Genomic DNA, 23,360 nt, shown 5'->3' with positions numbered 1-23,360 from the left:
GCGCCCGAGGCCCGGGGGGGTGACCATGGGTCGACGCGATGGTAGCTTGGTCGGCCAATGCCCAAGAGCCCATGGTGGGGGCGCAAGGTCGCCCACTTGCCCGACCACGGTGTGCTGCTGGTTTCCACCGACCTGCAGGGCAACTACGTCGACTACGTCGCGCTCAAGCAGATCCATGCGCGCGAGGCCGAGGCCGGGCACGACCCGATATTGCTGCTGTGCGGCGATCTCGTGCACGGCCCCGGGCCGATCTACGCGAACCCGGCGAACTGGCCCGACTACCTCGGCACGTTCTACCGCGACCAGGGCGTGGAGTTGCTGCTCGACTACGAGCAATGGATCGAGCACGCCGATACTCTGGCGCTGCTCGGCAACCACGAGCACGCCCACATCGGAGGGCCGATCGTCAGCAAGTTCCACGCCGACGAGGCCGGGGTGCTCGACCGTGCCCTCGGCGAGCATGCGCCGCGGATCCACGATCTGTTTCGTAGCTTCCCGCTGCTGGCCGTGGCGCCGTGCGGAGCCGTGTTCACCCACGGTGCCCCCCGGGCCACCGAGCCCACCCTCGAAGACTTCGAACGGCTCGACTACGGCGGCTACGACGAGATGGGTGTCAACGAGATGTACGAGCAGGGCACGCTGGGCTTGCTGCTCTGGTCCCGCTACGCCGAGCCCGAGCACGCCCGGGCGCTGCTCCAGGTCGCGCACGGCGAGCCGCGTGGGTTCGTGGTCTTTGGGCACGACGTGGTGCGCGATGGCTACGAGAAGGTCGGAGCCGAGCAGATCTGCGTGTCCACCTCGTTCGGGTGCGACGATCGCAACAAGACCTACCTGCGGCTGGACCTGAGCCGCGAGTATCGCTCGGTCCACGACCTTCGCGAGGGCCAGGAGATCCTGCCGCTCTATCCGGGCCGGTGAAGGCCCGAATGTCGTTTTCGCGCCCCGAATGCACGGCCGGCCAAGGCGACATGGTCGCGATGACCCACGGCGTGCGTCGGAGTATGATCGGGCGCCATGGCCTCCGAAGATCGCAGCTCCAACCTCCTGTTCTTGCTCTCCCTCTCTCCGCTGATGGCGGGCTGTCCCGCGGGTGACGACACCGCCTCGAGCGAGACCAGCGGCACTCCGACCACCACCGGCCCCGTCACGACCACCGAGGACGACAGCACCGGGATGCCCACCACCACCGCCTCGAGCATGGAGGGCACGGGCACCGGCAGCACGACGATGGCGACGACCGATCCCGACACCACGGAGGGATCGGAAGAGACCACCGAGGGCCTCGTGTGCGAGGGCGAGCTGCCGCCGCTCATGGGGGAGGTCGACCCGCTGTGCGTGGCCTTCAACGAGCAGTACAACGAGTGCTACTACGACGGCACGTTGCCGCAGGAGTGCGTCGATCTCTATGCGGCCTACTGCCAGTACTACCTCGAGTACGCCATCATGGAGTACGGCGAGGCCTGTGGCACGGCGTACCTCGACTTCTACACCTGCCTCACCGCGCTCACGTGCGAGGAGCTCGAGTCGATGGAGGATCCCTGCGCCAAGCAGATCACCGCCCTCGACGCAGCGTGCGCGCCGAGGTAGCGGGTTGCGAGCCCACGCGACCACGGCATCACGCAGGTGCGATATGCTCGCCGCGTGATGCGTGCAGGCAACAAGACGGGGTTCGTGTTGATGGTCGTGCTCGGAGGGTGCGGGCCCTCGGTGGGGGACGACGCGGGCAGCGGCAGTGGGGGCAGCGGCGAAGCGGGCAGCGAAGGCAGCGGCCCGGGCAGCGGCGAGGCCACCGGCGCGGGGACGGTGAGCAGCGCCGAGTCGGGGACGACGGCCGTGGATGGGAGCGACACCGGGATGCCGATCGACTGCGCCGCGCTCGGGGGTGACGAGTGCGGCGAGCACCCGGAGTGCGAGACCGTGAGCGGGGCCGAGACGATGGCCACGGATGTGGATGGCGTGTACTCGTGCTCGGACCTGGTGGTGCCGTTCGGGTGTGCACCGGCCAGGTGCGAGAGGGTGGAGGCGCTCGTGTGCAAGGTGGACGAGCCCGAGGTGGTGCGGTGGGTGATTGGCGATTGCGTGCCGGGGGGGTGGGAGGTTTGTGACGTGGTGTGCGAGTGAGAGGAGCGGCGGTTCCACCGCGCGATCGACCGGTGGTGGAGCGCGGGGCATTCATGGGCACGGTAGGTCGGGCTCGATGGCGACGTAGGGCTCGCCGTCGATGTTGGCCGTAATACCCGAGAAATTGTTGAGACTCATGCTGTAGACGATGGCGGCCCAGTGCAGGTCTGGATGACAACATTCGAAGCCACAATCGAATGGGCTGTGGTCGAAGCCCTCGATATACACCCGCTTTCCAGGGTGCTCACATTCGAGGATCTCGGGATCGTAGCCGTAGTCGACGTTGGGATCGAGCACCGCAAGCGTGCGTTCCAGATCATCGTACGCGCGATCGGTCAAGAAGCCACATTTCCCTTGGAGGCGATCCTCGCGTTCGTAGTCGAAGATCACCTCGACTCGGCGGTCGAGGCGGTAGAGCCTTTCGTATGAATCCTCGTATACGAGCTCGCCGGGAGGGTGTTCTTCGTCGTCCACGTGGGGGCCACAGGCCGATGCGAAGGTGGCGAGGGTCGAAACGATGATGGCCTTCCTCATGAGCCATGCTCCGTCATGATCGTATCTGCGCGCCGTGAGCGATGTTAGCATCTCAGAATCCCCAGTGCATCCCCACGGGAGCAGCGTTGGGCGGCGTGGGCGCAGGAACGCCGCAGTCGAAGTCTCGGCTGCCCGGCAGGCAACGCCATACGTGCAGCATGTCGCCGACCGCGTCGAACCAGGCGATGTCGTGACAGCCGTCGGCATCGAAATCACCCACGTAGGGGCTGTAATCTGCGTCGAGCACGAACGCCTTTGCTTCGTGGCCGCCCATGGCGTCGAAGTACCATACGAAGCTCGGACCCGTGGACCAGGCCGAAGGTCCATGCGACGTCAGGCCCCAACTCCGCTGCCAGAAGATGTCGTCGATGCCGTCGCCGTCGAAGTCACCCACGAACGGGCGATAGCTGTAGCCGACGCTCTTGGAGACCACCGCGAAGGAGAGTTGCGTCGCGGTGCTCTGCGAGAGCCACAGCACGTCGACGGTGTCCTGTAGACCGGCGGGGAGGTTGGAGACTCCTTGCCACATGATGTCGGCACGACCATCGCCGTTGAAGTCGCCGATCGCCGGTATCTGCTCACCGCGGACGAGCCCGAGCTCGCTCTGGCCCACCTGGGTGGCTTGCTCGACCGCGAGGACACCATCGCCGAGGCGCCACGTGGTCACCCGGCGCTCGTGCGGCTCGAGCCACACGATGTCATCGGGGAAGCCCTCGCCGCGGTAGGGAGCCGCCAGGGGGTACGCGAAAGCGGACTGCTGGGCCACGTTCGCCACAATCGAGATCTTGCCGTCCGAGGCCACCAGCGCGGAGTCTTGCCCGTCTCCGGGCTGGTACAGGTAGACGATGTCTCGATCGAGGTCGCTGGTGTCGAAGCGGCCGATCACGGGCACCGCGAACGAATCCTGCGGGTGCTCGAAGGTCGTGGTGGTGAGCCCGGAGTTGAAGACCGCGAGATCGGTGACGTCGGGGCCGGGTCCGTGGAAGAAGAGGTCGAACGAGGTCACTCCGCTGGTGAGCTGCAACGGGATGACGACCTCGCTCTCGTTCGGATACCAGCCCCCGGGAGGTGGTGGCACGGGCCAGGAATGGGCAAATGCCTCCTCCACGAACGCAATCCCGCCGGGTCCTGCCAGAGGCCGCCAGAGGATTCCCTCGGTGGAGCCTTCGATGTGCCAGAGGATCTCGGCACCCTCGCCGAGGACACCGGCGTACCGGTATCCGAGCGAGGGTGACCGGGTCTCGAAGCGCGCACGAGGGGTGTGCTGAAGGAAGAATGCCGAGAGTCGGTCGCGAGGAGTGAGATGGTCGGCGTCGTCGGATAGCACGCCATCGCACACCTGAGACGGAGTCGTCATTATGGAGTTGGCATCGACGGGAGTCAGAGGCCGCGCGTCGGGGATCTCGCAGGGTTGATCGGGGACGTTGCCCTCTTCATGAACGAAGCCCATGATGTGCCCAAGCTCGTGTCGGAGGACCAGGAGCAGAGTGGCGTCGCCGAAGCTCGCGATGATTTGGGACTTGACTTGCAGGAGGCGGGGCAGCACCCCGCCAGGCAACGGTTCCAACTCAGGGTCGTCCCAGTCCTGCGGGGCTGCGTTCGTCACACCTTGCCAAGCGGAGTCAAACGCGAACATCCCAAAGTATGCCTTCGTCCCCGTTGCACAATTCGCTCGCGCGATGACGGTTCCATCACCCGCGGGGACCGCATCAAAGAGTTCATCCGGTGTGTCGTCAGCGATGATGTGCACGAAGTTTGCACCCGTGACCCGCTCCCACTCCGCCATCGTCGAGTGGAGCGCTCGAATCGTCTTGTGATAGTTCTCCGTCAGCACTGCATCCTCGCCAGGGACCGAGTTGATGCAGTACGACAACTCGAGCTTCCTCGACTCCCCCCAGCGCTCGTGGATGTGAGGCCCCTGGGTCGTGGCGCCGACCGGGCGGTCATCTCCGGTGAGCGTCGCCGGCGCTGGCGATGAACCCCGCGGCGGTGGCTCGTCCTCCGCAAGCATGGGCTCGCCCCGCAGCACCACGACGCGTTCGACCTCGCCCGGCTGCGACGCCCACGCCAGGTCATCAGGCGAGCCTTCGGGCACCAGTCCGCCGGCCCGTTCGCCACACGCCGGGCCGTGGGGCCCAGGGTCTTCGTCGGGCATGTCCTCGTCGCCACCCGTGCCCGAGCCCGCCGGGTCATCATCGCCGGGGCAGCCCGGGCAGGCGGACGCCATCCCCACGACCCACGAGAGGCCCCATGCCCCGAATGCCGTCCGGAGCCGTTGGCCCGCTTTCGCGTCGATCTTGCTGCATGGGGGACGATCGATCACCGCGCCAGCCTACGGAGCGATTCGGGCCCCGCAACACCGCAGACCGGCAAACCATCCCCGGGTGAGATGAGCGGTTCGAGACGTACCGAGTCCAGCCGGCTCGCTCGGGTCGTGCTCATCCGAGTCTCTCGTAGCGACCGAGGGAGAACTTCCGCATGGTTTCCTCGGTCGGTAGCGGTGGCCTCGGCTCGACTTGGACGAGACCTCGCAATCCGGCACGATCTACCCTCGGATGCCCCGATATGCACGCGGCCTGTACGAAGTCCTCGTCACCGACGACGCGGCCAATGCGCTCGAGCGGCTCGATGAACGCCTCGAGGCCGAGCTTCGAGGTCTACGGTCGGCCGAAGCGGCCGACCGAGTCGCGCTGCACCTCTCGCGCGTCGTGGAGCGTGCAGTGGCGTCGCTCGGTGACAAGGAGCGGGTCGCCCGGGGCATCCAGCTCGCGCGCACGCTGATCGACACCATCGACCGGGCAATCGCACCTCGTCAGTACGTACCCGATCGGCCGCGCCAGCCCGGTCGTGTCCTGCATGCCATCCGAGGGCATCTTCCCGATGGGCGGCTGGAGTCGATCGAGCAGCCGCTGCTTCCGCTGCTCGACACCACGATGCTGACCAATGCGCCCGGTGAGCCCGGGGTGGGTCATCAGATCCGCGCGGAGATCCAGTCGGCGGACCACATCGACCTCGTCATGGCCTTCATCCGTCGTAGCGGCATCAAGACCATGCTGGACCCTCTGCGGGCGCACTGTGCCGCTGGCCGGCCGCTGCGCGTGCTCACGACCACGTACACCGGCTCGACCGAAGCACGGGCCCTCGACGAGCTGCGAGACCTCGGGGCAGAGGTGCGGGTCTCCTATGACGACAGCAGCACCCGGCTCCACGCCAAGGCATGGCTCTTCCATCGCGAGTCCGGTTTCTCCACCGCCTACGTCGGATCCTCCAACCTGACTCACTCGGCCCAGGTCAGCGGCCTCGAGTGGAACGTGCGCATCTCCGGAGTGCGCAATCCCCATGTCATCGAGAGGATCGTCGCCGCGTTCGATGGCTACTGGAACGACGGTGACTTCGTCCCCTACGACTCCGCGCAGTTCTCGGCCCTCGTCCGAGCCAGCCGCACCGATGCGATCGAGCTGAGCCCGTTCGAGCTGCAACCCAAGCCGTTCCAGGAGCGCATGCTCGAGCAGATCGCACTGTCTCGCCAGCGCGGGCACCATCGCAACCTGCTCGTCTCGGCCACGGGAACCGGCAAGACGGTGATGGCCGTGCTCGACTATGCGCGGCTACGCCAGACGCTCCCACGGTCCCGGTTGCTGTTCGTGGCCCATCGCACGGACATCCTCGAGCAAAGCCGTCGCATGTTTCGGCACGGGCTGCGCGATCCCACGTTCGGCGAGCGCTGGGGAGACGGCGAGCGGCCCGAGCGCTTCGAGCACGTGTTTGCCTCGATTCAGAGCCTGCAGTCGACGGGCCTCGAGCACCTCGATCCCGGGCAATTCGACATCGTCATCATCGACGAGTTCCATCACGCGGCGGCTCCGTCGTACGTGGCGCTGCTCGAGCACTTGCAGCCACAGGAGCTGCTGGGGCTGACCGCCACCCCCGAGCGCAGCGACGGCCTGCCCGTGCTCGACTGGTTCGACGGACGCATCAGCGCCGAGCTGAGGCTCTGGGACGCGATCGAGCAGCACCATCTCGCACCCTTCGTCTACTACGGCATCCACGACGATCTCGACCTGCGGGCGCTCCCCTGGCGGCGCGGTCGCTACGACGTGGAGGGGCTCTCGAACCTCCTGACCGGCAACGACGTGTGGGCTCGCTTCGTGATCAAGGCGGTCCACGAGCGCGTCGACGACGTCTCTCGCATGCACGCACTGGGCTTTTGCGTGAGCGTGGAGCATGCCCGGTTCATGGCCCGTGTGTTCACCGACGCAGGGATCCGGGCCCAGGCCATCTGGTCCGACACTCCGACCGACGAGCGCCGCCGCGCGCTCGACCGCTTGGCCGCCGGTGAGCTGGCCGTGGTCTTCTCGGTCGATCTGTTCAACGAGGGCATGGACGTTCCCGCAGTGGACACGTTGTTGATGCTGCGCCCCACCGAGAGCCCCACCTTGTTCATCCAGCAGCTCGGTCGCGGGCTTCGGCGCAGCCCGGGGAAGACGGTGTGCACGGTGCTCGACTTCGTGGGCCATCACCGCGCCGAGTTTCGCTTCGATCGACGCCTCCAGGCCCTCCTCGGAGGAACTCGTCGCGAGCTCGAGCGCCAGGTTCGCGACGGCTTCCCCTTCCTCCCCGCGGGCTGTCACATGGAGCTCGACCGCGTGGCCACCCAGATCGTGCTCGAGAGCATTCGCAACGCGGTGCCCTCGAAGTGGACGATCAAGGTGGCCGAGCTCCGTGCTCTGGAGCGCGACGGCATGCACTGCTCCCTGATACGATACCTGCAGGAGACCGGCCTCGGACTCGAAGACGTCTACCCCGACGCCAAGAAGGGCTGGTCCAGCCTCCGAGCCGACGCCGGCCTGCGCGTGCTCGGGTCGGGTCCGCACGAGCGGGCCCTTCGGTCCGCGTGCGGGCGGTTGCTCCACATCGACGACATGGTGCGGATCGAGAGCTATCGACGGCTGTTGTCCGGACGATCCGCGCCCGTTCCCGAGCGCCTCGACCCTCGCGATCGACGGCTCCTTCGCATGCTCGTCGGCTCCATCGTCGACCAAGTGGTGACCACGGACACCACGCTCGCCGCCGGCAGCAGGCTGCTGTGGAAGCATCCGCAGGTGCGTGCCGAGCTGCTCGAGCTGCTCGACGTACTCGCCGGCCGGGTCGACCACGTGACCGTGCCGCTCTCCGATCGACCCGAGGTCCCGCTCCAGGTCCACGCCCGCTATACCCGCATCGAGATCCTCGCGGCCTTCGGAATTCGCGACGGAGCCAAGGTTCCCGCCTGGCAGACCGGCGTCTACTGGGCCGAGGCCGCCAATGCCGACCTGCTAGCGTTCACGCTCGACAAGACCAAGGGCCAATTCTCCCCGACCACGCGCTATCGCGACTATGCGATCAGCCGCGAGCTGATCCACTGGGAGAGCCAGTCGGTGACCCGAGCCGACGGCAAGACCGGCCTGCGCTACCAGCAGCACGCACGGCGCGGTAGCGACATCATGTTGTTCGCTCGCCTACGCACCGATCAGCGAGCATTCCACTTCCTCGGCCCGGCCACCTACGTGCGGCACGAGGCCGAACAACCGATGGCCATCACCTGGCGCCTGCGCCATGCGTTGCCCGGCGATCTGTTCGCCTCCTTCGCGGCCGTGCTGGCGTAGCCTCACCCTCTCCATGACCGGCAGCGCGGGCCTCACCGGGCCCGGTTAGAACCAGCCCATCAGGCCCAGCCCGGCCCCGCGTCGGTCGATCCCCGCCGACGCCGACACCCGCGAGCGACGGCGAACCGACGAGGCCAGCAGCGCGGCCCCCAGCGTCACCACGATCATCGACACGTCGGTGGCCACGATGCGCACGAGGGTGGCACGGGTCAGGCACTCCACGTCCTCGCAGCCACGTGCGGTGCTGGCGAGGCCAAGCGACGTGGCCAGCACCCCGGCGCCTCCGATGGCCGTGAGCGTCGCCCCCACGCCCAGGCGCGCCCGACGGGCTCGCTCGCGGCCCCGCGCATCGATCCCCAGGCGGCTCACTCCTCCCGCGGTCAACCCCGCTCCGCTACCCCACAGGAGCACCGCACCGAGCTGCGCCCACCGAATCGAGGGGCTGGGCCGGCTGCAGTCGAAGTCGAGCGCGCTCCCGAAGCATCGCTGCTCCACGATGCGCAGCTCGATCCGCTGCACGACCACCCCCGCCACGACCACCGTCGCCGCGCCACCCCACAGCCCCGCTGCGATCATCCAGTCGCGACGGCTCGGCCCCGGAGCGTCCGGAAGCTCGACGAACGGATCGTGCAGCTCGGGGTCGGTCGGGCCCGTCGCCTCGCGCGGCGGCGAGGCTGGCCCGACCACCGGTGCCTCGGGCGTGGGGTCCTCCGGCTCGGGTGCTGGGCTCGGGTGCGGCACGGGCATCCCCGCCGGCTCGGGTGCCGGCACGGGCATCCCCGCCGGCCGCTGCACGACGGGAGCCGAGGGCGGCGCACCCGAGTCGGCCGAGGGTGGCGCACCGGGAGCGCCCTCGGGCCGCTGCACCGGCACCGGGCTCGCTTCCGTGGGAGCTGGCGTCGTGGGGCGCTGGACCACCGGTCGCTGCACCTCGATCGTCTCGGGGGTCGCGCTCGAGACCGCAGCGCAGAGCCAGAAGAGAGCGGGGCCGATCGTCACGGACAGCATCTCACGGTCCTCGGCCGCCGAGGTTCCGAACCCCGAGCATGCCCGTCAGTCCTCGGCCAGCCTGGCCGTCAGCCCGAAGTCGGCCAGGATCGCATACAGCGAGGGCACCACCACCAGCACCAGCACCGTCGAGGCCAGGATCCCGAACACGATGCTGATCGCCATCGGGATCAGCACCTGCGCCTGGAGGCTACGCTCGGCGAGCAGCGGCAGGAGCCCCGCCACCGTGGTCGCCGAGGTCAGCAAGATCGCCCGAAAGCGCAGGCGGCTGGCCTGCCTCGCCGCCTCGCTCACGTCCTGCCCCGAGCGGATCCCGGCCTTGACGAACTCCACCAGCAGGATCGAGTCGTTGACCACGATCCCCGCCAGCGAGACGAACCCGAGCAGACTGGGCATGGTGAGCACGGTGCCCATCAGCAGGTGACCGAAGATCACCCCGATGAGCGCCAGCGGAATCGCCACCATCACGATGAGCGGCTCGGCGTAGCTGCGAAACTGGAAGCTCAGCAGCACGAACACCCCGAACAGGCCCAGGGCCATGCCGCTCATCATCGATTGCATGGTGGTCGCCGACTCGGCCGACTCGCCCATCACCGCGATCGTGACATCGGGGAACTCCTCCCGCAGCGCGGGCAGCAGCTCCGCACCGAACACGGTGATCAGCTCGCCCACGTTGGCCACGCGCGTGTCCACGTCGCCGGTCACCGTCACCGTGCGCAGGCCATCCACGTGGGTGACCTTCGACCAGCCCCGCCCGTGTTCGAAGCTCGCGATCGACCCCAGCGGAATCCGCTCGCTGCCCGCCTCCACCAGGAAGTACTCGAGGTCGCCGAGATCGCTGCTGTCGGGCCGTGACAGCGCCACGTCGACCGCGGTCGACTGCCCGTCCACCTGCACCTCGCGCGCCGTCTGCCCCTGGAACGCGGCCCGGAGCTGACGCACCAGCGCCGAGGTGTCGACCATGGCCGTGGTCGCCCCGGGCCGCAGCCGGATTCGAACCTCCGGCTTGCCCGGGCGCAGATCGTCGCCCAGCTCGCTCACTCCCGCGTACTCGCCGAAGAACGCCTCGATCCGCCGCGCCGCCTCTTGCAAGCGCGACAGGTCGTCGCCCTGCACCCTGATCTCGATCGGCCGCCCCGCCGGACCCAGCCCGGGCTCGGCGTACGTCACCGAGATCGTGTCCGAGAGGATCCCCGCCTCGTGCGACCACGTGGCGAAGAATTCGTCGATCGGTGCGTCGCGGATCTCCGCGCTGAGCAGGTCCACCGAGATCGTCGCCACGTGCGGGCCCGACTCGGCCGCGTCCGCGTTGGTGTCGTAGAGCGTGCTCACGTGCTGGATCAGCCGCTGCCCCTCGGGCTGGCGGGAATCGAGCCCCGCCCCCGTGCGCTCGAGCGCCGCGGTCATCCCCGCCACCACCTCCTCGGTGCGCTGGAGCGACGTGCCGGCCGGCAGCAGGATCCTCGCCTGCGCCGTGTCGCCCTCGATGTCCGGAAAGCCCTGGAACTTGAGCACGCCGCCGCCGAGCATTCCGATCGCCACCAGGAACGCCGTGACCACCAGCCCCAGCGTGACGTAGCGCCAGCGCATGGCCAGGTCGATGGTGCGGCCCAGCCCCTGCTCGCGCACGCGGTCGAACGCCGCGTCGAACGCCCGCCGAAAGCGCCCCGGCGGATCCTGCTCGTGACCATGCAGCGAGTGCGCGAGGTGATTGGGCAGGATCAAGAATGCCTCGACGAGGCTCACCGCCAGCACCACGATGAGCACCACCGGCAGCACCAGCAGCACCCGGCCGATGCTGCCCTCGAGGAACGCCATCGGCAAGAACACGCAGATCGTGGTCGCGAACGACGACAGCACCCCGGGCACCACCTCGCGCACGCCCTCGACCGAGGCCGCCAGCGCCGACTCGCCGCGCTGCAGGTGCGCGGCCACGTTCTCGGCCAGCACGATCCCGTCGTCCATCAGCAGGCCCAGCGCCAACAGCAGCCCCAGCATGGTGATCATGTTCAGCGAGTAGCCGACCAGCCCCATCACGAAGAACGCGCCCAGGAACGACACCGGCAGCCCCGCGGCCACCCATAGTGCCAGTCGCCAGTTGAGGAACAGCCACAGCGTCACGAACACCAGCACCAGCCCCTGGTAGCCGTTGACCACCAACAGCTCCAGGCGGTCCTCCACGATCGACGTGGCGTCCTGCGTGAGCGCCATCGTCACCCCCGGCGGCTTGGTGTGCTCCTTGGCTGCGATGAACCCCTCGAGCTCCGCCAGGATCCGCAGGCTGTCCTCCACCGACGTCTTGGAGATCTTCAGCAGCCCCGCGCGCTTGCCATCGAACAGGATCTTCTGCTCGTCCCGCGCAAAGCCCAGCTCGATGCTCGCCACGTCGCCGAGGCGCACCTCGCCGCCGCGGGGATCTCCCATCAGCACCAGGTCCTCGTACTCCGACGGCGTGCGGCGCTGGTCCGCGATGCGCAGCAGCACCTCGCCGTCCTCGTCGAGGATCGAGCCCACCGGGGCGTCCACGCTCTGGCGGCCGATCGCCCCCACCACGTCCTCCACCGTCAGGTCGTACTGACGGATCGCCACGTCATCGAGGCGCACCTGGATCTCGCGCTCGGAGAACCCCGTCACCTCCACCAGCGAGACCTCGGGTAGCCGCGACAGCTCGCGCTCGAGCACGCGGCAGTAGGCCTCGAGGTCCGCATCCGGCATGGGCCCGGTGACCGCGATCGAGACCACCGGCTGCGTGTCGCCCTGCCGCGTGATCACCGGCTCCTCCGCATCGTCGGGGAACTCGTCGATCGCCCCCACCGCCGCCTCCACGTCGGCCTGGAATGTCACGATGTCGCGATCGGCCTGCATCTCCACCGTCACCACGGCCAGGCCTTCCTGGGCCGTGCTCACCACCTCTTCCACGCCCACCACGCCATCGACCGAGTCCTCGATCGGCTGCACCACCGACTCCTCCACCTCGGTGGCCGAGGCGCCGGGATAGATCACCCGAATGGTCACCGTGGTGCTGGCGAAGTCGGGGAACGTCTCCCGTCGCATGCCCGGCAGCGCCGTGACGCCGAGCACGATGATCATGAGCATCAGCAGGTTGGCTGCCGTGCGATGGCGTGCGAGGTACTCGATCACGGCTGCTCCCCCGCGCCCGCCCCTTCGTTGCCGTCGACTGCCGCGGGCGGGGTGGCCCCGGCTTCGTCGGGCGGCGGTGGGGTCGACGGGGTCTCGCTCGGAGCCGACGGGACCTCGCTCGGAGCCGACGGGACCTCGCTCGGAGCCGACGGGGCCTCGCTCGGAGCGGCTGCCGCCTCGCTCGGAGCGGCTGCCGCCGCCAGCTTGGTCCCGGCCTCCTCGTCGGTCACGGGGTCGAGCAGCATGCCCTCGATGGCCGGCACGAGATCGGTGAGCACCACCTGCTCGCCCGCCGAGAGCCCCTTGGCGATGCAAGCATACTCGGGCTGTCGCAGCTCGAGTTCCACCGTTCGCCGGGCGAGCCGCGAGTCCTGGTCGACCACGTAGAGCACGTCGCCGTGCAGCGCCGAGCGTGGCACCGCCAGGCAGGCCTCGCGGGCTCGCCCCTGCAGCTCCACCTCCATGTACATCCCGGGCACCACCGGTGGCTTGCGCTCGGTTCGGCCCGCCCGGTAGGGATCGGCGATCGTCACCACCACGCCCACCGTGCGCGTCTGCGGGTCGACCGACGTGAAGCGATCGAACGACGCCGACCACTGTGCATGCAGGTCCGACGACTCCAGCCTCACCGTGGCCGAGAGCCCCACCAGCTCCGGCAGGCGGCTGAGGCTACGGGTCGACAGCGGCGTCTGCGTGGGCGAGAACGGCACCAGCGGTCGCAGCTCGCCGATCGTGAACTGGGCGGGGATCTCTGCCATGTCGATCCCATCGGCCACCGCCAAAACCTGCCCGCCGCCCACCACCTCTTGAAGCGACGTACGCACATCTCGGATCCGCACGTCATAGGGCGCCACGATCTCGGTGCGGGCCACGTCGCGGGCCGCCCCCTCGAGCCCTGCTTCCTGCTGCTTGATCTGCGCCTCGAGCACCTTGCGGCTCGCGGGTAGCTGTCTCAAGGTGTTGCGCTGGGCCTGCACTGCCTTGCGCTGCGCCAGCACGTTGCGCTCCTCGGCATCGACCTCGGCCGCCGACACTGCTCCCGAGGCGCGGAGCGTTCGCAGGCGCTCGAGCGAGGCCTCGGCCAGCTCGAGCGAGCGCTCCTCGATCTTCAGCGACTCGCGCGTATTGGCCTCTTGCACCCGCAGCTCGGCGATCTGCGCCTGCACGCCCTCGAGGTTGGCGGCCTGACGCGCCTCGCTCAGCTCGTAGTCTCCCGGATCGATCTTGATGAGCGTCGTGCCGGCCTCGACGAAGTTGCCCTCTTCCAGCTGCGGCGCCAGCTCGACCACGCGCCCCGAGACCTCGGCCACCATCTGCCACTCCTCGCGCGCCTGCACCACGCCGTAGCCCGTGGCTCGCGGCACCACCTGCATCGGCTCTGCCGTCAGCGCTCGCACGCGCCGGCCCGTCTCCGTGCGATCGACCTTCTGCGGCTCCGCCCGCGAGGCTCGCAGCGCCACCAGCACGATCACCCCCACTGCGGCCACCGGCACGAACGCCAGCCGCCGACGCCACGACTTGCCCGGGTCGTCCATGCGCCGCACGCTACCACGCACCTTCGCGCGCCGGACCTCGCTTCGGGTCGATGCTCGTCGGTCGGTGTCGATCGATGCCGATCGAGGTTTCGCGCTCGGATCGGCCGAGGTCACTCGTGGAACGCACGGATCGTCACCGAGATCCGGCGCCCCTGGGTCTTCTTGGAGGCCGGCACCTCGTGGGTGAACGCCCGGTTGGTGTCCCACGGGATCACGATCACCGAGCCATCCGTCGCCGGCACGTCCACGAACCCCTGGGCTCGCCACGGTCGCATTCGGAACATGCGCACGTCACCGAACGACAGCGTGACGATCGGCGAGCCCTCCACGCGGTTGATCTCGCTGTCGCGATGCTTGCCGATGTAGTGATCCGCCGTGCCGTCGTACCAGTTGAGCAGCAGACCATTGAGCGTGGGGTCGAAGTGCTCCCGGGCCCAGCGAAGCCAGGGGTGCATGGCGGGGGTGAGGGGGAGCGCGCGGTTGGTGTTGCCCGTGTAGCGGTAGTCCGCGCCGTAGGCTTGCTGCCAGCGCGGGGTCTTCACCGGGCGGCCGTGCATCTTGATCTCGTGGAACGCGGCCGGGTGGATCGACCACAGGGCATCGAACGCGGGGCGATCGGGGACGAGCGATGCTGGCAGCTCGCCGACGAGGACGGCGTGCGTGTCGTCGAGGGCGATGCGTCGCAGGTCGGGCATGGGGCGGGGAGGGTAGCGCGAGCGGGCGGGCGAGAGCGCGCGGACTTCCGAGGGGTCGGCTCGACGCCGACGACCGTGCCCGTGCACCCGTCGATCGTCACGGACACGACGACCTTCTCGCTCCACCGTCGGCGACGTCGGTGTTGGCGTTCGAGGGGCGCACCGTGGCGAGCACGTCCTCGGGGCTTGCTGGCGTTGGCCGAGTGGCTTGCTGCTGCAGCTCGGTGAGCGCGTCCTGGGTCAGACTCGTTCGCTTGCGTGCGCGCGCCGACGAGGGATCGAAGACCAGCGCGGCGACGTAGTGGTCTCGCGCGAACGGTCGACCGCGAGGTGTCGATACGACGCGGACGGCCCGAGCCCCTCGGTGCCATCGAGCCCCCGGGCCAGCCCGAGGTCGAGCACCCGCACTCGTCCGTCTTCGTCGATCACGCAATTGCTCGGCTTGAAGTCGCGATGCACGAGCCCCGCGGAGTGCACGGCCGCCAGCCCCAGGCCGGCCTGCCCGTAGACCACCACGCACTCGCGCCAGCTTCGCACGCGCTCGTATTGCCATCGCAACAGGCTCTGGCCCCGCACGAGCTCCATTGCGATGAAGGTGCGCCCCTCGATCTGCCCCACCTCGTACACGCCGACGACATTGGGATACGACACCTTGGCCAGCGCCTGGGCTTCGCGGAGCAGTCGCTGCGAGTGGTGCACATCGACCTCGCGGTGCAGGAGCTTGATTGCCACGCGGCGGTGGAGCTGCTCGTCGTAGGCTGCGAGCACCGTCCCCATGCCGCCCGACCCCAGCTCGTCGAGCATGAGGTAGCGACCGCTCCGCAGGCGGGCCTGGCCGACGGCACGACGACCGACGGCACGGCGGCCGACGGCGGTGCGCTCGAGGAATGCCGCGGCAGGAGCCGCGCCGGGGAGGGGCGCCGCACGAGCGACCAGGGAGCGGCCGCGAGGCCGTCCTCATCCACGCCGTTGCGGAGCCGCATGACATCGGGCGCAGAGCCGGCGCAACGAGCCATGGAGGCCGGTCTGCGGTCCCTCATCACCGCAATGAAGCCCTCCATGCCCGCGCGCATGTCGTCGTCTGGAGCGGGTTCCGTGGAGACTTCCATGATGCCGGGGGCCTTCGCGTCGGGTCGTCTCCAATGGATAGTGGGCGCGCTGTAACCAATTGGACGACATGGGCAATAATTTTGGAAGAACGGTGTTTAGGTGGGGTGGATCGGGGGAGTGGCTGAGAAAGGGCGGTTGAGGGTAGGCCGGGTGGGAGGTGAGCGTTGCGTGGGGTGGGTGATGGGCGTGGGGAAGGGTCGGGAGTGTAAGGCGATGAGATCAAAAGGTTTTGTGCGATGGACGGCGGGATCGAAAAGGTACTTGACAGCCCCGAGGGTGGGAGGCATCTTCCCTGCCCTCGATGACGCTGTTTCGGCAGCGTTGGGGCGGTAGTTAAGTTGGTTATAACGCCGGCCTGTCACGCCGGAGGTCGCGGGTTCGAGCCCCGTCCGCCCCGCCAACCGTGCTCCCCGAAGGTCTGAGAGAAGGACCGACGGGGGGAGCGGAGGGCTCCCTTGGGGAGCCTGGCGGTCGCAGCGGGTACCGCTCCCACGACAACCGGTAGAGCAGGTCGGTGGTGAACCGGCGGCGACATCGCTCTTGCCAGACGAAAGGCAAGAGCCGTGTACCAGGCACCTACCATTCCCTCGGCGATCACCCCTCGCCGACATCCGACTACCCGCTCGAAGGGCACCGACTGGATCCAATTTCGAGAAATCGATCACGACCCTGACGATTCTCTGCAACGACCTGCGCTCGTGGCCGAGAAGGTCAATGTGCAGTTCGACAAGATTCCCTCCTTTGCCGACTTCGCACTTGCTTGGCTCGGTGAACGAGAGGCAGAGCATCGCTGTGGCGAGCTGGCAATCGCCACGTTCCGTTCGTACCGACGCACCGTGCTGGGGCTCTTGATCCCCATGCTCGGAGACTTCAGCCTCGATTCGGTCGGGCTCGACGAGCTTCGCGATCTACGGGTGGCCACCGAGCGCATCCCGGCTCGCGGCAACCAGGCGTTGGATCTAGCGCGACGCATCCTCAGCGAAGGCGAGCGATTGGGCCTTCGCAAGTCGCAAGGCATCCTGACCCGCCGCATCAGGCGCCACCCAGAAATGGCGAGCGCCCGGCCTGCCGACCCGGCGATGGTCTACATCATCTTCGAGACCTGCGACGAGATCATCCACGGCGAGCTCCAGATCTGTCACCCGAACATGGCGGCGATCTTCCAGCTCGTGGCGCTCACGGGGGCACGGCCGGCGGAGATCCGCAACCTGCGATGGAAGGAGGTCTACCTCGAGGAGGGCGACTACGGCACGTTGCGACTCCGCCGCCACAAGACCATGCGGATCATTGGTGAGAAGCGAATCGTGCTTGGGCCGACGGCGCGCGCGGTGATCGATCGGCAGCGACCTCACCGTCCCCAGGACGCGATCTGGGTGTTCCCGTCGCACGTCAACCGCGGATACCCGTACAACGACATCACCCGGGCGTGGCGGCGCGTGGCGTTGCATGCATCGCTCGATGACCTGTGCTTGCGAGACCTGCGAACCGGGCTCGCCACCAACGCCTATGACAGTGGGGTGCCGCTCGAGCAGATCCAGGAGATGCTTGGCCACAAGTCGATCGCGACCACACGCCGGTATACGCGGATCTCGGCCGCGCGTGTGGGCAAGGCCTACGAGGTGGTCGAGCGCGTCGTGTTCTCGAAGCGGCACCGGCCCAAGGAGGAGCCGAAGCTCGAGCCCTGGCGGTGCGGACCCAGGGAAGAGCGGCAGCCCGAGTCCGGGCAGAGTGACCGCGGGAAGGAGGAGCGCCGTGAATGATGCGACGCTTCGAATCCATCGGAGCCGTGAGGCGGGGCCTGCGTTGCTCTCCACGGTTCTGCTCGATCGCCGGGCGGGGGTGATCTCGCATCGCGAGCTCGGCGTGGTCGAGATCGTGGACCACCTGACCGCGTGGGTGTTCGAGGACGGCACGGTGCTCGCCGCGGTGAATCGGCGCTCCGCCGTGCACGACGATCGAGTGCTGAAGGAGTACGTCGTCGCTCCGGCGCAGCAGGTCGGACTGACTGCGATGGAGCGGCTCGACGTGCTGCACGTGGCGGGGCTGCGGGGCGTGCCCGCGCCCGAGATCGGTCACGTCCGATGGGAGGTGGCGTAGCCATGGTCGGCCAAGGGATTGCGCCGCTGCAGGCGGCCACGTGGGTGGTTCGCTCGTGCAGCAAGGAGAAGGTGACCTGCCCGCACTGCGAGGAGGAGCTCGAGCTGGGGTCGGCGCTGCGGGAGGACAGCCCGTCGATGGTGTGCCCGTGCTGCGAGCACGAGAGCTTGCTGGTGCGGATGACGACGGTGCTACACCGTGCGGTGCGGCAGCCCGAGGAGGTGCTGGAGTTGCTCGGGCTCGAGACTACGCCGACGCCGGCGGTGATGACACCGGAGGAAGTGTTCTCGCTTCCGGCGTCGAGGGGCTCGGTGCTGCTGCTCGCGATGATGTGGAATCGCGCCGAACAGACGGGGTCGACCCTGGTCGAGATATCGATCTCCAAGCTTGCCCGACGACTACGGGCCCAGCGAGGCGTCATACGGGGATGGCTCAAGGAGCTGGCGAAGCACGGGGCGGTGCGGGAGCTGTCGGAGTCGGATGAGCCGTCGCGGGTGTGGGAGCTGCTGCCGATCGCCGGCGCGGGGGAGGAGGTGGGTCGTGGTTGATCTGCTGACCTTCTTTCGAGGAACGCTGGGGCACCGGGTGCCCCGGGAGGCCGAGGGGTGGCTGCGTGGGTACGTGGAACCCGACGAGGCGATCGAGCGGGCGCATGCGGTGCATCTGATGTGGCTGTCGTCGCTGTGCGAGGAGCAGACGTCGCAGGAGATCGTGGCGGTGTGCTTCGGGCGGATCGAGGCGCGACAGATGTACGCGGAGGCGCAGCGGGAGCCGCAGGACTCGGCGGCCGCGGCTGCGCTGGCGCTGGCAGCACGGCGGCTGCGGGAGGCCCTGCAGGGCACCCGGTGGTGGGCGGCGCTGGTGGAGCGCTGGGAGGCTCGGCAGACGCGAGGGCTGGGGGTGGCCCGGTACTCGCTGGCCAGGGTCGACGTGGAACCCGTGCGAGGGACGCGGGTGGGGCGGTTCGCGGTGCGGGAGCTTCGGTGGGACGAGGCGCGGCCGGTGATGCTGCCGGCGCTGCGGTACCGCGAGGAGACGCCGCGGTGTCGAAGGCACGAGGCGGGGCCGGAGCGGCTGTATGCGGTCGACCTGGTGGAGGACGGGCGGTCGCTGGGGTCGTTCGCGAGTGCGGCGGTGGCGTTCGAGGTGGCCGCTCGGTTCGACCGACGGGGGCTGATCGAGCCGCCGGTTCCGAGGGCGCTGCAGCGGGTGCTCGACGAGTACCGAGGGCGACCGCCTCGGGTGCACGCACGGTCGTGGCCGGCCGAGCCGCACTGGTCGTTCGCGGAGTGCCGGCGGCGTATGCTGGGGTGGGGTGACGGCGATCGTCGTGATCGGGACGACGGTCGCGGTCACCCCGTTCGTGTCGAGCAGCTCGGCGAGCGGGTACACGGTGGCGACGCCGGGCGCGTCGAGGCCGACTGTCGGCGCGGAGAGGAGGTGGGTCATGCTCGGTAGCGGCTGGCACCGGCTCCCGTGTGGGGCAGCGGTTCGCGTGGACGAGGTCGGCCAGCCGTTGCAGGTGTGCGACCTGGGCACGGCCACGCTGGAATTCGACTACGGGGTGTTCGCGGGCGACCAGGACTTCCTCGACGCGCTCGCCGACGATCTGCGCGACCTGGGCTTCGAGGTGGTCCTCGATGACTGGGAGTCGGCATCGGACGCGCTGCGGTCGTCGCTGGTGCTGGCCCTGGGTGACGACGAGCTCGAGGAACGAGCCGCGTCGGCGGCCGACGTGCTGCGGGTGGAGCCGACCAACGCGAGCACTCCGCCCACGCGGGTGGTGCCGGGGTTGCCCGGGCGGGCCGACGTGGAGGTCGACCGCTACGGGGCGTTCGTGGTGGAGCGCGGCGCCGACGGTCGCCGGCGCGAGCTGCCGCTGCGGGAGCACGGTGGTGTGCTCGAGGTGGAGCTCGACGGCGTGACGTGGTGCGTCGACGAGCTGGTGCGCCGGGCCTGGGACGACACGCTCGTCGAGCTCGCGCGCGTGGACGAGGGGAGGTCGCTGCCATGAGCGATGCTTCCCAGCAGGGCCTGCTGTTCGGGTGCGACGGCAAGGTGGTTTACCTGCCCGGGCCTGGTCCCGGGCGGGAGGCCGAGCCGCCCGTGGCACGCGAGCGGCCGACCAGCGTGGTGGCGGGTCGGAGGATCCGCATGCCAGCCAAGACCTACCGCGCCCAGGTGCACGATTCGCTGCGGGCGGGGCCCAAGACCGACGAGGAGATCTGCAGGGCGACCGGGCTGCGGGGTAGCACGGTGCGGCCGCGTCGGCTCGAGCTTCTGCGCGAGGGTCTCATCGAGGACAGCGGGACGGTGCGACCGACCCAGAGCGGACGCGAGGCCATCGTGTGGCGGTGCAGGGAGACCGCCGAGGAGACCGGGTGCCGGTCGAGCTGATCCACACGGACGCCTTCGACCCCCAGCTCGGACTCGTTGCCCACGGCCCCGTCGACCACGTGGTGGCCGACCCGGCGTACGGCGACAAGGTGCACACGCGTCACCGGACCACCCTCGAGGGCGCGGGCGGGGTGCGTGCCGAGCAGGACCTGGGGTTCGAAGCGCTTACGCCCGACGTGCGACGACGGGCGGCCGAGGCGTTCGCCGCGGTCGTGCGGCGGTGGGTCGTGGTGTTCAGCGATCTCGAAGGCGCGGGGGCGTGGTGCGACGACCTGGCGGCGGCGGGGCTCGAGCCGGTCCGGGTGGGCGTGTGGGTCAAGACCAACGCGACGCCGCAGCTGGTGGGCGACCGGCCGGCGTCGCCGGGCGAGGCGCTGGTGGTGGCGCACGCGAGGAACGGGCGGCGGCCAAGGGCCAAGCGATGGAACGGCGGCGGGCGGCCGTTGCTCTACCGCGGGCCGACCGAGCGCGTACGTGGGGGTCGAGGGCATCCGACCGCCAAGCCGCTGTGGTTGATGGAGGCGGTGGTCCGGGAGCTCACCGATCCCGGTGAGCTGGTGGCCGATCCGTTCGCGGGATCGGGGACGACGTTGGTGGCTGCGAAGGGCCTGGGCAGGGACGCACGCGGCTGGGAACGCGTGGAGCAGTGGGCTCGGGTGGGTTGGCGGCGGCTTGCGAGGACGTGGCCGCAGCTCGACCTGCTCGAGCGGCCGGCCGTGCGCGCGAAGCAACTGAAGCTGGAGGGCTCGTGAAGCAACACCAGGTGAAGCTGGGGCAGCAGTATCAGGACCTCGATCCGCGACGGGTCGAGCGGATCGGCACGGTGGTTTGCGTGCGGCGGTACAGCGTGCGGCTGCGGTGGAACATCTCCGGGCACACGACGATGGTGGCGCGGCGGCAGCTGTCGGCGTGCGGGAGTCGGGGGTACGTGCTGATCGAGGACGTGAAGGAGCCGCCGGTGGCGTTGCTGCCGGTGGCGAAGCCGACGACGGCGGGGGACCGGCGGGCCGGGTTCGATGCGCAGGGGTGGCGGTTGTGGAAATGCTTGGGGTGCGGGGCCAAGGGGCGGCTGCGTCGGCCGTGGCGGGTGCTCGTGTGGACGCGAGGGGCGTGGGCCGAGCGGAGCACGGTGGTGTGCTCGGACGAGTGCCATCGGCGAGTGACGGGAGGGCACGATGCTCGGTGAGCCGAGGTGTCGCGCGGGTACGCGTCCATCGGTGGGCGGACGCGTGAGGGTGAAGTGGTTGTTCCAAGGAAGCGATCGAGATCGCAGCGAGCGAGGGAACGATGGCTGAGATGCCGAGGGAGCTGTATGCGTTGCCGGTGTCGTTCGGGGCGCGCTCGCTGCTGGGGCTCTTGTGGAGCTTCGGAGGGAGCGATCGGTTCGTGTGGCCGTCGCGGCGGAAGCTGGCGGAGACGTTGGGGGTGGATCCGCGGAGCTTGCGAAGGATGCTGCGGAGCCTCGTGGAGGTAGGGGCGATCGAGGAGGGCAAGGCGCGGCGTGGGGCGTACGTGCGAGAGGGGTGGTGGTTGGTGGAGGCGCCGGCCGGGCTTGGTGGTGGGGGTGATCGAGGGGGCGGTGGAGCGGAGGACGAGCGCGGTGGTGCGGACGACGGGCGGGGCGAGGAAGAGAGAGTGCTCGAGGCGATCGAGGCGATGCCCGAGCAGGTCGAGATCGAGGCGACCGCGGACGACGTCGAAGGGGACGAGCGCGACGTCGTTGGGGTCGGCAACCTCGGCGAGGGTGAGGTCGTGGAGCGCGGGGACGTGAGGAAGGAGGAGGACCGTGCGGTCCGAGGCGGACGCGAGGGCCCGGGGGGCGTGGGTGTTCAGCGGACCGATGAGTCCGGGGAGGGGGACCCTGGAGTCCGGGGGGGAGGACCGTACGGTCCGGGGGGGAGGACCGTACGGTCCCCCCGAAGAAACCAAGAACCACCAGGAACCAACCAGGAACTCTGTGTGCGGGTTCGCGCCAGTCGGGGCGAGCGCGGGGCGTCGGACCCGGAGGGGGAGGACGCGCTCGACGTGGAGGACGAACTACGGGCACTGGCGCGGTGGCGGAGGGACGGGGGCGATCCCGACGGGCTGGGACCGTGGCCGGAGGCGGTGGCGCCGGATGGGACGGTGCTGCCGCGGTTGGCGTTGCGGCGAAAGGATCTGCGGGCGCGGCTCGGCGAGGGGCGATCGGCGGTGGAGATCCACCGGGCGGTGCACGGGTTCGCCGAGCTGGTGCGGGCGGGGGTGCTGGGGGTGGAGAACTGGCGGGCGCCGTACTGCTTCGCGGGGTTCTTCGATGGGCTGGTGGTGGAGGTGCGGCGGTTGGAGACGAAGCGGGAGGCCGAGCGGCGGCGAGAGCTGGATCGACAAGCAGAAGCTCAGGAGCATCGCATCAGCGAACAGCAGGCGGAAAACCTCGATCTCACCACAGAGCGAATGGCAGTCGCCTATGCAGAATCGGAGACATTGCAGTCCATGGTCGCAGTCGTCCGGGCGGAGGCAACCCCGAGCCACTCGACTAGACGGCCCAGCCTAGACCAAGCCGAAAACGAGCTGCTGAATGTTCGCATCCGAGTGCATGCTGTGGCGGACATGCTCGACCGAGAGGTCGACGAAGTACTTCACGCCTTGGGTCGGGCCTCTATGCGAGAAGTAGTACGAGCGGATGCAGACCAGCTTGATCGAGTCTTCGTGGCCCTACGCGATGGGGCCTGTCAGCACCACGCCAAGGTGTGCACGTATGGTCTGGAAGACTGACATCCAGAAGACGCGGTGTGAATGCGCGTTTTCTGGCCCTTCGTGGCGGAAGACTCGATCGCAGGCCGAGACCGAATACCTGAGTCGTTTTTCATCTGGACATTGCGCAATGGTCTGCTACCTGACCACAAAGCCCCTCTCTACAACCCATCCTAGAGATCACACGACCTGAGAAGCGCACCGATTTGAACTCAACAAGGCGAAGAACAAATTCTCCTTGCGTCTCACTTTCGCTCTGCTACATGGCTGGGAGGACCCCCCCCCCCCACAGGACCCAAGGGGCTACCACGCCGAAGTTTCACCTAAGAAGAGGCCCAGTAGGG

At 68.8% G+C, this 23,360-nt stretch carries 20 protein-coding genes and 1 tRNA gene; 14 read left to right on the top strand and 7 right to left on the bottom strand.

All coding sequences use genetic code 11. The features are described 5' to 3' along the window. Positions 1-57 precede the first annotated feature (57 nt). The 3 genes from OEB96_RS26675 (at position 58) to OEB96_RS26665 (ending at position 2,121) form a co-directional block, all read left to right on the top strand. The gene (locus OEB96_RS26675) at positions 58-918 is read left to right on the top strand and encodes a metallophosphoesterase (protein WP_266219566.1); all 861 of its coding nucleotides are present in this window, start codon (positions 58-60) and stop codon (positions 916-918) included. Positions 919-1,014: 96 nt separating this feature from the next. Beyond that, complete coding sequence (locus OEB96_RS26670) at positions 1,015-1,587, top strand: hypothetical protein (RefSeq protein ID WP_266219565.1); 573 nt, start codon at positions 1,015-1,017, stop codon at positions 1,585-1,587. Positions 1,588-1,644: 57 nt separating this feature from the next. Continuing rightward, a complete protein-coding gene (locus OEB96_RS26665; RefSeq protein ID WP_266219564.1) occupies positions 1,645-2,121 on the top strand; it encodes a hypothetical protein in 477 nt (158 codons plus the stop codon). A gap of 51 nt (positions 2,122-2,172) precedes the next feature. Here the strand turns inward: OEB96_RS26665 and OEB96_RS26660 are convergent, their stop codons facing one another. Together OEB96_RS26660 and OEB96_RS26655 are read right to left on the bottom strand one after the other, a co-directional pair. Beyond that, entirely contained in the window at positions 2,173-2,706 is a 534-nt protein-coding gene (locus OEB96_RS26660; RefSeq protein WP_266219563.1) for a hypothetical protein, read from the bottom strand. A gap of 1 nt (position 2,707) precedes the next feature. Further along, positions 2,708-4,978 (bottom strand): zinc metalloprotease, encoded by a 2,271-nt coding sequence (locus tag OEB96_RS26655; protein WP_266219562.1) that lies wholly within the window; start codon positions 4,976-4,978, stop codon positions 2,708-2,710. A 232-nt stretch (positions 4,979-5,210) separates the two neighbouring features. Between OEB96_RS26655 and OEB96_RS26650 the strand changes: the two genes are divergently transcribed. Continuing rightward, on the top strand, positions 5,211-8,300 hold the full coding sequence (locus OEB96_RS26650; protein ID WP_266219561.1) for a DEAD/DEAH box helicase: 3,090 nt from the start codon (positions 5,211-5,213) through the stop codon (positions 8,298-8,300). A 45-nt stretch (positions 8,301-8,345) separates the two neighbouring features. Here OEB96_RS26650 and OEB96_RS26645 read toward each other — a convergent pair whose 3' ends face one another. The 5 genes from OEB96_RS26645 to OEB96_RS26625 all read right to left on the bottom strand — a co-directional run bounded on the left by OEB96_RS26645 (position 8,346) and on the right by OEB96_RS26625 (position 15,483). Beyond that, positions 8,346-9,308 carry a hypothetical protein gene (locus OEB96_RS26645; RefSeq protein WP_266219560.1) on the bottom strand — a complete coding sequence of 321 codons (963 nt, stop codon included), beginning with the start codon at positions 9,306-9,308 and terminating at the stop codon, positions 8,346-8,348. A gap of 45 nt (positions 9,309-9,353) precedes the next feature. Then, positions 9,354-12,449 carry an efflux RND transporter permease subunit gene (locus OEB96_RS26640; RefSeq protein WP_266219559.1) on the bottom strand — a complete coding sequence of 1,032 codons (3,096 nt, stop codon included), beginning with the start codon at positions 12,447-12,449 and terminating at the stop codon, positions 9,354-9,356. Continuing rightward, positions 12,446-13,984: an efflux RND transporter periplasmic adaptor subunit gene (locus tag OEB96_RS26635; protein WP_266219558.1), complete on the bottom strand. Its 1,539-nt coding sequence runs from the start codon at positions 13,982-13,984 to the stop codon at positions 12,446-12,448. Before OEB96_RS26635 ends, OEB96_RS26640 begins: the two co-directional genes overlap by 4 nt. A gap of 110 nt (positions 13,985-14,094) precedes the next feature. After that, positions 14,095-14,679 carry an alpha-ketoglutarate-dependent dioxygenase AlkB gene (locus OEB96_RS26630; protein WP_266219557.1) on the bottom strand — a complete coding sequence of 195 codons (585 nt, stop codon included), beginning with the start codon at positions 14,677-14,679 and terminating at the stop codon, positions 14,095-14,097. A gap of 240 nt (positions 14,680-14,919) precedes the next feature. After that, complete coding sequence (locus OEB96_RS26625; RefSeq protein ID WP_266219556.1) at positions 14,920-15,483, bottom strand: serine/threonine-protein kinase; 564 nt, start codon at positions 15,481-15,483, stop codon at positions 14,920-14,922. A 629-nt stretch (positions 15,484-16,112) separates the two neighbouring features. Here OEB96_RS26625 and OEB96_RS26620 point away from each other — a divergent pair. The 10 genes from OEB96_RS26620 (at position 16,113) to OEB96_RS26575 (ending at position 23,037) form a co-directional block, all read left to right on the top strand. Next, a tRNA-Asp gene (locus OEB96_RS26620) sits at positions 16,113-16,189 on the top strand. 298 nt (positions 16,190-16,487) lie between these two features. Further along, positions 16,488-17,549: a tyrosine-type recombinase/integrase gene (locus OEB96_RS26615; RefSeq protein ID WP_266219555.1), complete on the top strand. Its 1,062-nt coding sequence runs from the start codon at positions 16,488-16,490 to the stop codon at positions 17,547-17,549. 43 nt (positions 17,550-17,592) lie between these two features. Next, entirely contained in the window at positions 17,593-17,886 is a 294-nt protein-coding gene (locus OEB96_RS26610) for a hypothetical protein (protein ID WP_266219554.1), read from the top strand. Between the two features lie 2 nt (positions 17,887-17,888). Then, complete coding sequence (locus OEB96_RS26605) at positions 17,889-18,434, top strand: hypothetical protein (protein WP_266219553.1); 546 nt, start codon at positions 17,889-17,891, stop codon at positions 18,432-18,434. Next, positions 18,427-19,344, top strand: a complete 918-nt coding sequence (locus OEB96_RS26600) for a hypothetical protein (protein WP_266219552.1) — start codon at positions 18,427-18,429, stop codon at positions 19,342-19,344. The genes OEB96_RS26605 and OEB96_RS26600 overlap by 8 nt, the downstream gene beginning before the upstream one ends. Continuing rightward, the gene (locus tag OEB96_RS26595; protein ID WP_266219551.1) at positions 19,334-19,900 is read left to right on the top strand and encodes a hypothetical protein; all 567 of its coding nucleotides are present in this window, start codon (positions 19,334-19,336) and stop codon (positions 19,898-19,900) included. Before OEB96_RS26600 ends, OEB96_RS26595 begins: the two co-directional genes overlap by 11 nt. Beyond that, positions 19,897-20,283, top strand: a complete 387-nt coding sequence (locus OEB96_RS26590; RefSeq protein ID WP_266219550.1) for a hypothetical protein — start codon at positions 19,897-19,899, stop codon at positions 20,281-20,283. The genes OEB96_RS26595 and OEB96_RS26590 overlap by 4 nt, the downstream gene beginning before the upstream one ends. Then, a complete protein-coding gene (locus OEB96_RS26585; RefSeq protein ID WP_266219549.1) occupies positions 20,268-21,035 on the top strand; it encodes a site-specific DNA-methyltransferase in 768 nt (255 codons plus the stop codon). The genes OEB96_RS26590 and OEB96_RS26585 overlap by 16 nt, the downstream gene beginning before the upstream one ends. Continuing rightward, positions 21,032-21,469 carry a hypothetical protein gene (locus OEB96_RS26580; protein ID WP_266219548.1) on the top strand — a complete coding sequence of 146 codons (438 nt, stop codon included), beginning with the start codon at positions 21,032-21,034 and terminating at the stop codon, positions 21,467-21,469. Before OEB96_RS26585 ends, OEB96_RS26580 begins: the two co-directional genes overlap by 4 nt. Before the next feature lie 449 nt (positions 21,470-21,918). After that, the gene (locus tag OEB96_RS26575) at positions 21,919-23,037 is read left to right on the top strand and encodes a hypothetical protein (protein WP_266219547.1); all 1,119 of its coding nucleotides are present in this window, start codon (positions 21,919-21,921) and stop codon (positions 23,035-23,037) included. Positions 23,038-23,360: the final 323 nt, after the last annotated feature.

This window comes from Paraliomyxa miuraensis (assembly GCF_026337845.1).
Lineage (GTDB): Bacteria > Myxococcota_A > Polyangia > Nannocystales > Nannocystaceae > Paraliomyxa > Paraliomyxa miuraensis.
The sequence above is the reverse complement of the archived record's forward strand: the minus strand, read 5'-3'. Positions and strand labels throughout refer to the sequence as shown.